Origin of the sequence: Prosthecobacter gellanilyticus (assembly GCF_007992435.1) — a bacterium.
Lineage (GTDB): Bacteria > Verrucomicrobiota > Verrucomicrobiia > Verrucomicrobiales > Verrucomicrobiaceae > Prosthecobacter > Prosthecobacter gellanilyticus.
Genome location: NZ_BKAG01000014.1, coordinates 40,240 through 53,084 on the forward strand (window position 1 = coordinate 40,240; position 12,845 = coordinate 53,084).

Genomic DNA, 12,845 nt, shown 5'->3' on the forward strand with positions numbered 1-12,845 from the left:
AACCGCCCATGAAGCTCACCTCCATCACCCGCAGCACCCGCGCAGCGTTCACGCTGCTCGAGCTGATCCTGGTGATGAGCGTGATGGTGCTCGTCATCGGCGTGGGCGTGGGCAGCTTTGCCTACTTTGAGGCGGAGGATCCGCTGGACAAGCCAGCGCAGACGCTGGGCCAGATGTCCAAGCATGCGCTGAACACGGCGGTGATCCAGCACCGGGGCATGACGATCGGTTTTGACAAGGAGAGCTTCGGCGTGCTGGGCGGCGGCGGCGGTGACCTGGGCAGCTACAGCCACGGCAAGGAGATCAAGGTTTTCCTCAAGCGCTGGGGTGACAAGGGCTGGAGCAAGGCCGAGGGCCAGCTTTGGCACTTTGGCGAGCAGGGCATCTGCGAGCCGATCACCGTGCGCTTTGAGAATGCGGAAGGCTTCCGTGACGTGAAGTTCAATGCCCTGACAGGAGGGATCACACGATGAGATTTCCAAACCAGCATCATTGGTTAGGCAAAGCAGCGCGGGGCATGACCCTGCTGGAGGTGGTGATCGCCCTGGCGGTCTTTTCCATCGCCGCGCTGGCCCTGGTGGGCACGATCAACAAGATCGCCGACACGGCCACGGATTCCCAAAAGCTCCTCGAGGTCGAGCAGGGGCTGGAATCCCTCATCGATGAGTATGGCAAGATGCCGCAGATGAGGGACATGGAGGAGGAGATCAAGCCCGGTCCTGACGGTGTGGCCTACCGGGTGGTGATCGAGCAGGTCAAAGACCTCAAGAACAAGGAAGGCCGCTTTCTGCAGGACACCTTTCACATCCGGGCCTTTGCCCGCTGGAATGACGGCAGCGGTCCCACAGAGCTTTCCGCCGAGACGCTGCGCTATGCAGGAGCCTATCTGCCCATCAACTGAGCCATGAAGCGCACATTCATCTCTCCGCGCTCGCAGGCAGGCTTCACCCTGCTAGAGATGATCGTGGCGCTGTCCATGTTCGTACTGCTGATCGGCGGCATGTACTCCATCGCGCAATCGACGCTGGAACTGACGGACAGCATCTCGCTAGCGCAGGACCGCTCATCGATCCGGCAGAACTTCATCGAGTTCATGCGACGCTCCTTCCGCACGCTGCCCGGCGAGGCGGAGGTGCGGCTGACGGTGAAGCAAAAAGGCGGTACCTATGTGCCCACGCTAAACTTCGTGAACGGTGGCAGTTCCTTCACACCGGGACGATCCCTGGCTCCAGACACGAGTGTGGATCTCTACGCCGAGGAGCGGCCCGGCGGCTATCTGCGGGTGATGCTGCGGGTGCTGGACCAGAAGCAGACGCAGGCCGTGCGGAGCAATCAGGCGGTGCGCTACAGCAATGATCAGATCACCCTGCCTCTGCTGGACAACGTGAGCCGCTTTGAATGGAAGTTCTTCGATGCCGCCACCAACCGCTGGGAGAACAACTGGAAGCAGGCCCGCCGCCCGGTGCTGGCGGAGATGAACCTGCAGCTCGATGACGGTTTTCAATCCCGCTCCGTCTTCTGGCTGCCGCCGGTGGTTCCGAATCCGACCGCTGGCATGGGTCTTCCAGGTGGCCCCGGAGGCCCTGGCACTCCAGGCGGACCTGGTACACCTGGGGGTCCAGGTGGTCCGCTGCCCAACGATCCTAACAATCCAAGTCCAGTTCCAACACCGCAGCCCCAGCAGTGATGATCCTCCGCCCGCCATCCATTAGCCGAAGCACGTCCGGCGCCGCCTTGCTGGCGGTGCTGTGGGTGGTGACGCTGCTGATCACGCTGGTGGCAGCGACGGCGCTGCTGATCACGCAGGACGTGGATGCCGCAGCCTCGAAGAGGCAGATCTTCCGTTCGCGCATGCTGGCGGAGACCGCGCTGGCGATCGCGATGAATCCGGACGTGCAGCCGGACGAGCCGCTGCTGCGCCGGCAGTTCTCCGATGACGAAAGGTATGAGGTGCACATGACCGGCGAGGACGGCCTGATCAATCCGAACATGCTGCTTCAGCGCGAGGATCGGGAAACCTTCCGCCGCATCTTCCGGAACTGGGGACTCTCACTGCCGCAGTGTGACGCGGTGATCGACTGCCTGCTCGACTGGGTGGACGGAGATGACTTCAAACACATCAATGGCGCGGAGAGCAAGGCGTATGGAAACAACGGCATGCCCTTCAACCGGCCGTTCCGTTCTGTGGAGGAAATGGGCATGGTGCGTGGCATGGAACTGGTGGAAAAAGCCTATCCCGAATGGCGCAGCTGGTTCAGCGTGTATGCCAGCGGCCAGCTGGACATCTCGGAAGCGAAACCTGAGATCGTCTCCCTCTTCACCGGCGCTGACATGGGACGCACCCAGAACCTTCAGAAGCAGTTCGCTGGGTTTGATGGCATTCGCTACACGGAGGATGATCCGCCAGAAGGGAGCATCGGCCTGGAGCAGGCGCTCAACATCCTGGGGATTCCCACGACATCGGCGGCGCAGCTCAGCAGCATCCTCTCCGTGACCAGTCCGACCAAGCGCATAGTGGTGCGGGTGCAGGTGGGAGATCTGAAGCGGGAGGTGGCCGCGGTGATCCGTGGAGCCATCGGGAAAGGCGCCACGACCATTCTGTTTCTGCAAGAGAGCAATCCTTCGGAATCCGAGAACGGGAGATGATGCAGAACCAAATGCCGGGGCGTGACCAACCCCCACCTAACAAGGATTAGAAACGAGCCTTCAGTCCGGTCATCGACTTCAGCGTTTCTTCGTGAGTCAGCGTGGCAGGGAGTGACTCGATCACGGTTCCGGTCTGGGAAGTCTTGAAGACCTTTTTGACTTCCTCGAGCAAAGGCCCGTCCACACCGCCGAGCACGGTGACCTGCATGATGCGCTCCTGACGGTCCAGCATGCTGGCAGCGAGGCGCTCGAGTGCATTGCGACCGCTGGGATCCTTCACTCCGAGAGGCACAGCCGCCATGCGCAGAGTGGTGTCTCCACGTGCTCCAGCCAGGGCATGACCGAGGGACATCATGCCGGCGAGTGCCTGGATCTCCACATCTCCCCTGCCCTGCGCGCCATAAGGCACGAGGATCAGGCGCACTTCATAGGGGCGCTGCTTGCCGGTGAGCTCCACGTAGACATTCGACTGCTCAAGGCCGCCATCAAAGAAACGATCACGCTTCGGCGCGTAGCCCATGTTCTCCGCGCTCATGGAGGAGTCGATGAAACTGGCCACGGCGGACAGGCGCTCCAGTCCCTGGGGCTGCATGACCTCACGCAGGATGCCGGTGTAGCGCTCCAGAGACGGCAAAGTCATCTCACTCCGGAGAGCGGTGGCGTAGGCATAGGAGCGCTCCTCCACGCTCTGCTTCTTGGTCCACCAGATGCCGAACGAGATGATGCTGGTGATGATCAAGCCCAGCGGCAGGAAGACGAGGGCGTAACGGATGAAGCGGCCTGGAGCGACTGGAGGGGAATCAGACATGCGGCGGGAAGAGAGATCAGTAGGTGAACAGGTCACTGACCTGCCATTCCCGTTCCATCGTCTTTCCCTGCTGCGCCACCGCTTTGTTCAGGGCTGCGGCGATGCGGCGCTGCATGTGCTTGGTCAGACGGCGGCCTTTGCGGGCGCGCTGCACGGCCTTGTGCGTGAGAGGCTCGTCACAGGCACCGACGATGTCATGATTGCCCAGGCAGTGCTCGGACATCAGGGCATCCAGGGGCTGGGTGCCAAAGTTTCTTTCGATGGGTTGTTCCTCAGGGGGGTGTTCGTCGTCGCTCATTCGGGATCTTGCATCAGTTCTTCCAGTCTGCGAACCACTTCCGCATCTGTGGCAGATTTCAAGGCCTCCTGCAGGCTGGCGCGCGCCAGGGGGCCAAGCTCACGCAGAGCATTGGAAGCGGCCTCGCGGGTCTTCCACTGCTCGTTCCCCAGATCCTGGATGAGCTGGCCGATGCGGCGCATCAGAGTGTGATCGGTCACGGGCACGGGATTGCTCATGCGCAGGATCTGCCGGGCCTGGATGTCCCAGTTCAAGCCGCGCCCCTCGACATGCAGGCGGCTGTTTTCGAGCGTGCCTTTGACGATGCCCCCGCCCCAAAGATCAGCCTCAAAAACACGCACGGCGGTGCCTTCACCCTCACTCACGTCACGGAGTTCGCGGATGCTGCCCGGTGAAAGTGAAAGAGGTCCGCCCTCTGTCAGCAAGGTGAGAGTGGCGGCGGTCACCCGTGCCACCACGCGCTGCTCGCCCGCGAGTTCGAGGAAGCTGGTGGCAGGCTCTGAGTCCTCATCACTCACCGTCGTGACCAGGGGTGTGATCAGGCGGCGCATGTCCGCGAGATCGATCTCCTGCTCGCCGAGGCTTTTGGTCTTGAGCTTCACCTTGCCAGCCTGTGGCAGGGCACGCACGCGGGTGCCATCGCGCAGACAGAGCAGGCCGCCCAGAGCCTGTGCCTCCGCCTTCTGCCAGACGATGACTTCTGACCACGGGACCGTGAGGCGGCCCCAGAGTGTGCTGGCCTGCAGATCCCCCTGCGGCTCGATGGCGATGCGCTCGCCGGACCAGAGTTCCAGCATGGTATGCGCCAGCGGTTCAGGTGGCTGCTGGCCTTTGGCGAGCACCAGCCTGTCCAGTTTGGTCACGGGAAGCTCGGCGCCGCTGTTCAGGATGAACTTCAGCTCGGGTGTCTCCAAAACACCCCGCCAGCGCTGGCCATCACGCAGCCAGATCCAGCCGCTCTGATCACCCGTGAAGCCCGGTCCGGCGATGGCGGCAGCGCTCTCCAGATTCGCAAAGGCCTGCCCGGCCTCACGAACCATGCCGAGACGGGTCAGGACACTCCTGCCTTTGAGGAGCGAGTCCTTCCCGAGAGCAAGCTGGTCCGAGTTTGCCGGCGCAAGTCCCCAGTACTGCTGCGGAAGCCAGTCCGCCAGGCCGAAGCCGCCGGTGGCAGGGCCAAGGTTCGCCGCCATCTTGATCACACTTTTGGATAGGCCTTTGGTGAGCCGGCTCAGGGCCAGAGGTGCGCAGGCCTTGGTGATGTCCTCCGGCGTGGCCTTGGCCGGGATCTCGATCTGCGACACAGCATGAATGAGTGTCTGAGTCTGGCCCGCGGGAATCGTGAGCGTGTGGAGGATGGATATCTGATACTTGTTCTGGATGCGAAGCTTCAGTGGCGAGGCTGACTTCGGAGCACGGACGGAGAAGAACAGCGACGGAGGATTCCCCTCGCTTTCCTGGGGCAGGGCGAGCACGCCAAATTCCTCGGCTTCGAGGGAGTCCTTCAGCGGACGTCCGGCATTGCTGGTGATCTCGCGAGCAGTATTGCTCAAACCGTGGCGCATGTCGATGGTCACGGTCAGATCGCGTTTCGTGGAGTTCAGGAACTCGTCGACATATCTCAGCACACCTTCCTTCTCCATGATGGTGATGCGGCGGGTGACGCTCAGTCCTCCAAGCGGTTGCTGGGAGGTCATGGAGAGCTCCTTGCCGTCCGGAGACATCATCGGCTGCTGAGGATAGAACTGCTGGCCGCCAAACTGCATGATCATGCAGTTCCCGATCATGGAGGGGCCGTTGCTGTTCCGCTGCAGCGCCCCGTTGTGCTCGATGTACCATTCGTGGCCTTTGTCATCGGTGATGATGGACGGGCTGTAAGGCACCAGGGCAGGCTGCTGGGCCCTGGCGGGAAACACGAGTGACACTGTGAGCAGCAGAGAAAATGAGAGGAACCGTATCATGACTTTTTCGCGGCCTCCTGAGGAGTGATTTGAATGCTCTGAATCCATGACCAGACGATGCGCAAGACCTCTGGACCCTGCCTCCACGCTAGCGAACCCTCCAGCGGAGAGCCGACAAGCTTGGTGCCGTTTTTCATGCGCAACTCAAAGGCAGGGGCCGCCTCATCATCACGACTTGGCAGGCGCTTGACAGAGGCCACATCGGCCATCTTGACCTCAATGTCATCGGCGAACCTGCGCCAGGAAAGTTTCTCCGTCGCAGACTCGCCCACAAAAATGGAGCCATCTTGAAGAACCACTGAAGGCTGGTTTGGAACTCCAGGCTGGACGGGGGCATCTCCGAAAAGCCGCACCAGGGCAGGCATATCCCTGGCCCAATAGCTGCCGATCATGCCAGAAGAGGCAGCACTCTCGATCCAGCCACGCCAGCGGGTGCCATTCGCCATGGCGATCTCAGACTCCAAAGCTGGCGGTGGCAGAGCACGAATGCTGACCACTTCCGGCCATGGCAGTGATTTCGCCCCGCCGAGCCAGCGGAGGTTGAGCAGCCCCTTGGGCAGTTCCGTCACAGGAATCACCTGTCCATCACGGCTTTCTGCCATCCATGCGAGAGGCTTCGGAGTGATGACTCCATCGCTCTTGCCCCGACGAAGAATGATGCGCCCGGGTGCATCTGCCTTCAGCACAATGGTGCCCAGTGACTCGCTTTCAAACCGGGCGCCCTGCCATTCCAAACGACCACGCCACACACGGCCATCCCGCAGGAACACCCTCGACTCACGTGTCCCCTGCTCTCCGAGGATGGCAGCGATGTCTTCCTGTTTGAACTCCTGATCACCGAGCTTCATCGTAGTACCGTGAAAGCTTCCCTGCACGCTTTCGCCGCCTTCCAATTGAAGGAGGTCCTTGTCGTCACTCCTGTTCAGTTTCAGGAGTTCAAGAACGCGGTCCAGCCAAACAAGTTTTGCTTCAGCCACAGGTTCTTCCGGCGGCTCCGGCGCATCCTGTGCTTTGATGGTGACAGGAAAGTTGACCAGGTTGTTACGCACCCTGTCCGACAGACTCGGATCGAAAGGCATGCCGTTGACAATGAGCATATCGAAAGTGTCCTGCAGGTCCTTGGGATCAGCGTCCTTGCAGAAGGCGACACTATGCAAAAGATAGATCTCCTCGTTCTCCTGAAGCCGTCCTGTGTAAGACCACTCCACATAGTCCTCACCGGCATCGATCTTCCGCGACCAGCCATCATCAAGCCCACCCATCAGGAAGACGGTTGAAAGCTTGCTTTGATCACCCGGCACCAATGCCAGGGCCAGCGCGCCTTTGTCGCCAGCGGGAGTGCTGAGTTGTCTGGCTTTGATGCCAGACTTCGGGTCAAACTTGGTCTTGTATCTGATGGTGAACTGCAGGTCACCTGACAAGCCCTTGCGGCTGATCTCATCCAGCATCCGCAGGCCTTTCTTTTCGAGGGGGAACCAGATCATGCTTCTGGTCAACTCGTAGACGAGCCGCTTCTCGGCATCGCGGAACATCGTTTTCGTCTGTGACTTGCTCCCGAACTTCTTCACCCCGGTCTCTGGAGGTTTCGGCTTCGGAACATGCCCTGGCTCGGCCTCGGCAATCTCATAAGAGACATCGATGTCCAGCACGGAGGTCAATCCCAGCTCGGGAATGACCGGCTTTCTTTTGGCATCCATGTCCCATTTGATCTTCCCGGTTATCAACGGCTCCTGAGCCGGGGACAAGCCCTCGAACAATGCCACTCCGAGGCTCAGGAAGATCAAAAGACGCGCATTCAGCATGGGTGCCAAGATGCCCAAGACGCCCGGTTCTGGCAAGGAGGCAGTCGACAGAGTGACTCAAGGCACGGGATCGCCCTTTTTCTTCTTGGGCTTGTCGGCGGTCTTGGTGCGGGGGGATAGGTATTGGTCGAAGACATCTCCCTGACCGAGGACGCGGGGGTCATTCTGGCGCTTGAGCTCGGCCATGAGTTTTTCACGCATGGACTGCATGCGGGCAGCCTGGGCGGGATCCGTTGCGAGATTGGTCACGCAGTCGGGGTCTTTGCTGACATCGAAGAGCTGCTCCTGCGGACGCTTGCCGAAGGCATACTGCCAGAAGGGTGAGGACTCACCGAGAGAATCCGCGAGAGCCTTGGTGGGGCTGTCATCGGTGTCTTTAAAGCCGGTGCCGGGATCGCCACAAGGCCAGCGGTCCGGAGCGAAGTTGTGGATGTAGAGCATGGTGCCCTCACGGATGCCGCGCGCGGGATAACCGAGGCCTGCGGGCGAGCCGGGGCGAGTCAGCACGTCATTGCGCTCGCGACCGATGATGAGGAAATCACGCGCAACTTTGGGTTCTCCGCCAAGCAGATCCGCGAAACTGCGGCCGGTGATGGGAGACATGCCCGCGCCAGGGCCGTCAATGGCAAAGAGCTCCAGGAAGGTCGGCGAGAGATCGATGAAGCTGACGAGGTCTGGCACACGGCGACCTGGATTGGCGATGCCTTCCGGCCAGCGAGCAACCAGAGGAATGTGGTGAGCCTCCTCATAGGTGTGGCCCTTCACGCGGGGGAAAGGCATGCCGTGATCCGAGGTGACAATCACCAAGGTGTTTTTGCTTTCGCCGCTCGCATCGAGAGCATCGATGAGCTGGCCGACCTCGGCATCATAAGCCTCGATCTCGACGGCGTAGTCGAGCATGTCACGACGCACCGTGTCGTTGTCCGGCCAGTAGGCAGGCACATGGGTCACGTCAGCAGGTTTCTTGCCGGCGGCGAGACCCGAGTCGAGCTTGTAGGGGCGGTGGGGGTTGGCGCTGCCGAACCAGTAGAGGAAGGGTTTGCCGGGTTCCTTTTTCTTCAGGAAAGCCGTGAAGGCTTCCCCGGGAGGACCGCCCTTGCCTTTGCCACCTGTGCTGGCGAAACCAAAGGTGCGAGGGGTGCCGTCCGCGAGCCTGGCATCACCAGGACCCCAGGTTTTTCCCTGGCTGGCGACGGGGATGCCGGCCTTCACCAGCACCTCGGTGAAGGCCATGAACTTGGAGGGGAAGTAAGGCTGGTGGTTCGCGGCCTCCTCAAGCTGCCATGGATTGCGCCCGGTAAGGATGGCGGCGCGTGAAGGAGCACACTTCGAGGTGGGGGTGTAGGCATTTTCGAAGACGAGCCCTTGCTTGGCGAGGCGGTCAATGTTGGGGGTCTTGGCCCAGGTGCAGCCGTAGGCTTCACCGAAGCTCCGCGAGGCGTCGTCCGCGATGATGAACAATACGTTAGGCGTGGCCGCGCCGAGCAGGGTGCTGACGGTCAGCAGGCCGAGGGTGAGGAGGAGCTTCTTCATGGAGTGTGCGTGAACGCTGAAGATGCTCCTGGGTTATCGTCAAAATCACGATACCAATCATTTGAGATGCCATGTCGGCAGGTGGATCGGGGCACCACCCCATTGGACTGGGATGGTACGGCGCAGCTCCGGACGTCACCCGCATTCCCAATGGGAGCAAGTCGCCCAAAACGAAAGGAACCATCTTTTCAAATTCGGTTAGGCCAGCACGTCTTTGATGACCTCGCCCTTGTCACCGACGGTGAAGGGGCGGTTGCTGGGGGACATGACGATCTGGTTCACGTCCATGCCCATGGCGTGACCGACGGTGCTGTGGAAGTCTTGGATGGTGGTCTGCTTGTCGGCGACGGAGGAGCCTTCCTTGTCACTGCTGCCGTAGATGGTGCCGCCTTTGACGGGACCGCCTGCCAGCATGGTGGAGAAGACTTTCGGATGATGGTCGCGGCCATTGCGGCTGTTGATCTTCGGACCACGGCCGAACTCCGAGCACAGGACCACCATGGTATTTTCAAGCAATCCGCGAGACTTCAGATCACTGAGAAGAGCGGAGATGGCGGTGTCGATGATGGTGCCGTTCTCTTCCATGCCGTCATCCACATCATTGTGCATGTCCCAGCCGCCCTGGGTGACCTCAATGAAGCGCACGCCGCGCTCGACCAGACGGCGGGCCAGCATGCAGCCCTGGCCGAATTTGTTCATGCCATACTTCTCGCGCTCGTCTGACTTCTCGTCGGTGAGCTTGAAGGCATTCAAGTCCTCGCTGCTGAGCAGTTTCAAGGTGTCGTCATAGAAGTCACTGTAGGCCTTCAAGTTCGTGTCCTGGAACTTGGAGCGGAAACCAGCATCCACCTTGTTCAGGAGGGCCAGGCGCTTGGTCATCACCTCTTGTCCCGCAGCGAACTGGGAGTACTGCAGGCCAGCCTCCGGATCATGAATGGGCAGCGGGCTGAAGGCGGCGGAGAAGAAGCCATTGCCATGCTCAGGACCACGGTTCACGCAGACGGAGGAAGGCAGGGTCTTGCTGCTCTTGCCGAGGATCTCCTGGGCCCAGGCACCGAGGACGGGATGCTTGATGGTGCCGCGCTGCTCATAGCCAGTGCGCATGAGGTACTGGCCCGAGGCATGCACACCGGTCTTCGAGGTCATGCTGCGGATGATGGCCATCTTGTCCGAGTGATCCTTGGCCAGGGTGGGAAGGTAGCCCCCAAGCTGATAACCAGCCTTGGTCTGGATGGCATCTCGCGCGCCCTTGCTGTCACCGGTCTTGGGATCAAAGGTGTCAATATGGGACATGCCGCCGATCATCTGCAGCCAGATGACGTTCTTGGCCCTGCCAAAGCCGGGCAGCGTTTTCGGATCCACGGCGGGCGCGGTTTCCGCCGCCGGAACCAGATGTGGCAGCAAGGTCACGCCGAGGGAGGCTTTCGCAAGCTGCTCAGCGAAGGCGCGGCGTGACATGGGATTCTGGGCGAGGAAAGAAGCATTCATGGCTGCAAATTTGATCGTATTAATGGTTAGCCAAAACAGGGAGGATCACTGCACGAAAACGAACTCGCGGGAATTGAAGAGCACCCAGGCGAGGTCGCCGGGCTTGAGGCCGTTGTTGATGTCCTCGTAAATGGACTTGAGCTCCTCGGCAGTCGGCTTACGGCTGAAGAAGCTGAGGTAGAGAGACTCCACCTGCCCCTGCGCGCTCTCCTGCTTTTCTGCGGCGGAGACGGCCATGGCCTGGCGGCTGCTGAGCACCTCCTGCGCCTCACCATTCATGAGCATGAGCACCTGGGGGACGCTGCCCTCCTCACTGTTGCTGTCAGCGATCTGGCGGTCACTCTGGCCGAACATGCGGAGGAAATGATCTTCGCGTTCCGGCTGGCGAAGCTCGCTGGCACGGGCAAGCACGAGACCGCCCATCATCTGCGGTTTGCTGTAGTCTTCTTCCTCATTATTGGTTGCGCTGGCCTCACGCATCATGGCGGCGCGCTTGCCCTTCTTCTTGGCGCCCTTGCCTTTGGGGGCATCTCCAAACATGGAGCTCTGCCGCATGTTCTGCATGGCATCCAGCTTCTCCTTGAGGACTTCCATGGAAAGCTCCGCGCTGCCGAGGTTCATGACCTGCGCATAAGTATCCGCACGTTTCATCTTGAAGTGGTCCACCTTGTCTCCAATGGCGAGGGTGACGCAGGAATCCCAGGCCTGCTCTGCGGTCATGCGGCGGAGGATGGGACCAGGGAAGTAGAAGGGCTGGCCCATGGCGAGCTCGGCGGTCACGGCCTCGCGCTGATAGGTCTGTGTGTTGCACAGCAGGCGCATGAAGGCGCGGAGATCAAACTTCAGGCGCACCATCTCGTTGGCCAGATGATGGATCAGCGCTGGATTGCTGCTGGCATTGGGATCATCGAGATCCGTGACAGGTTCTTTGATGCCGACACCAAAGGCGAGCTTCCAGAGACGGTTCGAGATGGTCATGGCGAAGCGCGGATTGTCCGGGCTGGTCATCCAGTCTGCAAACACCTCGCGCAGGTGGCTGTCGTCATCCGCCTTCTTGAGGGCACTCTCCACGTTCTGATAGCAGCGGAGGCGATGATCCTCCTTCGTCCAGGAGATCAGCTTGGGCGCCACGGCATCACCCGGTTTGCCGTCCTTCACATACTTGTAGTCATCTGGCAGAGTCGTGTCGTTCTTTTCGCCGTCTGCGATCTTGAGCTGGTTCGCATACATGAGCCTGCGGGCCTGGGCAAAGGCCTGCTGGCCGAGCTCCTCACGCAGGTTGCGCAGGTTCATGCCAAGAGCGCCGCCGCCCTTGCGGTTATTGTAAGTGTCTGAGGCGCCGAAGAAGGCAGCCATCTCGTAGAACTGGCGCTGGGTCCAGTCTGCAAAGGGATGATCATGACACTGGGCGCAGGCCACATTGGCACCGAGGAAGGTGCTGAGCGTGAGGCTGAGATTGTCCAGCCGCATGCCGCGATCCCGCAGCAGATAACCGGTGGCACCATTCTCCAGCAGCTTGCCGTCAGCGGTCATCATCTCACGCACCACAAGATTCCATGGGCGGTTGTCCGCGATCTGCTGCTTCAGCCATTCCTGGTAAGTGAAGAACTTGGATTTCTGCGCATCATCCGTGACGCGCAGCATGTCACTCATGTAGTTGTACATGCGTGAGGTGAAGCCATCATCATTGATGAGGGTGTCGATGACTGAGGCACGCTTCGAGGAGCTGGTGTCATTGATGAAGGCGAGGGCCTCCTCACGAGTCGGGATGCGGCCGGCGAGGTCGAGGTAGACACGGCGGATGAACTGCTCATCACTGGCCAGCGGGTTCGGTTTCTGCCCGGCCTTGGTCAGTCCCATGAGCACCCCTTTGTCGATGATGGCGGCCGCCTGGGCCAGACCGGGATCTTTGGGGATGCCCAGGCCTTCAGGCTTGAGGCTTTGAGCCAGTTTTTGATCCTCGGGAATCAGCGTGTCCAGGGCGAGACGGTAGACATAACCATCCCGTGTCTGCAGGAAGATGTTCCCGCTCTCGATGCCACGGAAGGAGGCCTCCACCTTCTTCCCGGTGGTGTTCGTCCAGGTGCGGAAGTTGGCATTGCCATCGGGTGCCAGCAGAGGAGTCGAGGAAGCGATCGGAGGTGTCTCGGCAGCTCCCAGGGAGAGAGTGAGGGAGAGCAGCAGGAGACCTGAGATACTTGTTTTCATAGACTCAAAGCGGGGTGGTTGCGGCTGTAACGGCAACGCGACGATGAAGTTGCGACTTTTTATTCCCGGGTGTCCCCCAAGTTCCTCAAAGTAAATACGTT

The 12,845-nt window shown here is 60.5% G+C and carries 11 protein-coding genes; 4 read left to right on the plus strand and 7 right to left on the minus strand.

The genetic code is table 11. The features are described from left to right. The first annotated feature begins 8 nt into the window (after window positions 1-8). From BGE01nite_RS11560 to BGE01nite_RS11575, 4 genes are read left to right on the plus strand one after another with little or no spacing between them, the layout of a single operon-like run. Window positions 9-473: a pilus assembly FimT family protein gene (locus tag BGE01nite_RS11560; protein ID WP_146850618.1), complete on the plus strand. Its 465-nt coding sequence runs from the start codon at window positions 9-11 to the stop codon at window positions 471-473. Then, on the plus strand, window positions 470-901 hold the full coding sequence (locus BGE01nite_RS11565) for a type II secretion system protein (protein WP_146850619.1): 432 nt from the start codon (window positions 470-472) through the stop codon (window positions 899-901). The genes BGE01nite_RS11560 and BGE01nite_RS11565 overlap by 4 nt, the downstream gene beginning before the upstream one ends. A 3-nt stretch (window positions 902-904) precedes the next feature. After that, complete coding sequence (locus tag BGE01nite_RS11570; RefSeq protein ID WP_146850620.1) at window positions 905-1,687, plus strand: prepilin-type N-terminal cleavage/methylation domain-containing protein; 783 nt, start codon at window positions 905-907, stop codon at window positions 1,685-1,687. After that, entirely contained in the window at window positions 1,687-2,646 is a 960-nt protein-coding gene (locus BGE01nite_RS11575) for a type II secretion system minor pseudopilin (protein ID WP_146850621.1), read from the plus strand. The genes BGE01nite_RS11570 and BGE01nite_RS11575 overlap by 1 nt, the downstream gene beginning before the upstream one ends. Window positions 2,647-2,692: 46 nt before the next feature. Here the strand turns inward: BGE01nite_RS11575 and BGE01nite_RS11580 are convergent, their stop codons facing one another. From BGE01nite_RS11580 to BGE01nite_RS11610, 7 genes are all read right to left on the minus strand, one after another. After that, window positions 2,693-3,454: a hypothetical protein gene (locus tag BGE01nite_RS11580; protein ID WP_146850622.1), complete on the minus strand. Its 762-nt coding sequence runs from the start codon at window positions 3,452-3,454 to the stop codon at window positions 2,693-2,695. 16 nt (window positions 3,455-3,470) lie between these two features. Then, entirely contained in the window at window positions 3,471-3,752 is a 282-nt protein-coding gene (locus BGE01nite_RS11585) for a hypothetical protein (RefSeq protein WP_146850623.1), read from the minus strand. Next, complete coding sequence (locus BGE01nite_RS11590) at window positions 3,749-5,713, minus strand: hypothetical protein (RefSeq protein ID WP_146850624.1); 1,965 nt, start codon at window positions 5,711-5,713, stop codon at window positions 3,749-3,751. Before BGE01nite_RS11590 ends, BGE01nite_RS11585 begins: the two co-directional genes overlap by 4 nt. Further along, a complete protein-coding gene (locus tag BGE01nite_RS11595; protein WP_146850625.1) occupies window positions 5,710-7,410 on the minus strand; it encodes a hypothetical protein in 1,701 nt (566 codons plus the stop codon). The genes BGE01nite_RS11590 and BGE01nite_RS11595 overlap by 4 nt, the downstream gene beginning before the upstream one ends. A gap of 162 nt (window positions 7,411-7,572) precedes the next feature. After that, a complete protein-coding gene (locus BGE01nite_RS11600; protein WP_146850626.1) occupies window positions 7,573-9,048 on the minus strand; it encodes a sulfatase family protein in 1,476 nt (491 codons plus the stop codon). A gap of 198 nt (window positions 9,049-9,246) precedes the next feature. Then, window positions 9,247-10,536 carry a DUF1501 domain-containing protein gene (locus BGE01nite_RS11605; protein WP_146850627.1) on the minus strand — a complete coding sequence of 430 codons (1,290 nt, stop codon included), beginning with the start codon at window positions 10,534-10,536 and terminating at the stop codon, window positions 9,247-9,249. Between the two features lie 45 nt (window positions 10,537-10,581). After that, window positions 10,582-12,744: a DUF1549 domain-containing protein gene (locus BGE01nite_RS11610; RefSeq protein ID WP_170266735.1), complete on the minus strand. Its 2,163-nt coding sequence runs from the start codon at window positions 12,742-12,744 to the stop codon at window positions 10,582-10,584. Window positions 12,745-12,845 lie beyond the last annotated feature (101 nt).

Bases quoted from the DNA above. Each gene is read 5' to 3' on its own strand.
- BGE01nite_RS11560 (WP_146850618.1), top strand. From the start codon at position 9: ATGAAGCTCACCTCCATCACCCGCAGCACCCGCGCAGCGTTCACGCTG.
- BGE01nite_RS11565 (WP_146850619.1), top strand. From the start codon at position 470: ATGAGATTTCCAAACCAGCATCATTGGTTAGGCAAAGCAGCGCGGGGC.
- BGE01nite_RS11570 (WP_146850620.1), top strand. From the start codon at position 905: ATGAAGCGCACATTCATCTCTCCGCGCTCGCAGGCAGGCTTCACCCTG.
- BGE01nite_RS11575 (WP_146850621.1), top strand. From the start codon at position 1,687: ATGATCCTCCGCCCGCCATCCATTAGCCGAAGCACGTCCGGCGCCGCC.
- BGE01nite_RS11580 (WP_146850622.1), bottom strand. From the start codon at position 3,454: ATGTCTGATTCCCCTCCAGTCGCTCCAGGCCGCTTCATCCGTTACGCC.
- BGE01nite_RS11585 (WP_146850623.1), bottom strand. From the start codon at position 3,752: ATGAGCGACGACGAACACCCCCCTGAGGAACAACCCATCGAAAGAAAC.
- BGE01nite_RS11590 (WP_146850624.1), bottom strand. From the start codon at position 5,713: ATGATACGGTTCCTCTCATTTTCTCTGCTGCTCACAGTGTCACTCGTG.
- BGE01nite_RS11595 (WP_146850625.1), bottom strand. From the start codon at position 7,410: ATGGATGCCAAAAGAAAGCCGGTCATTCCCGAGCTGGGATTGACCTCC.
- BGE01nite_RS11600 (WP_146850626.1), bottom strand. From the start codon at position 9,048: ATGAAGAAGCTCCTCCTCACCCTCGGCCTGCTGACCGTCAGCACCCTG.
- BGE01nite_RS11605 (WP_146850627.1), bottom strand. From the start codon at position 10,536: ATGAATGCTTCTTTCCTCGCCCAGAATCCCATGTCACGCCGCGCCTTC.
- BGE01nite_RS11610 (WP_170266735.1), bottom strand. From the start codon at position 12,744: ATGAAAACAAGTATCTCAGGTCTCCTGCTGCTCTCCCTCACTCTCTCC.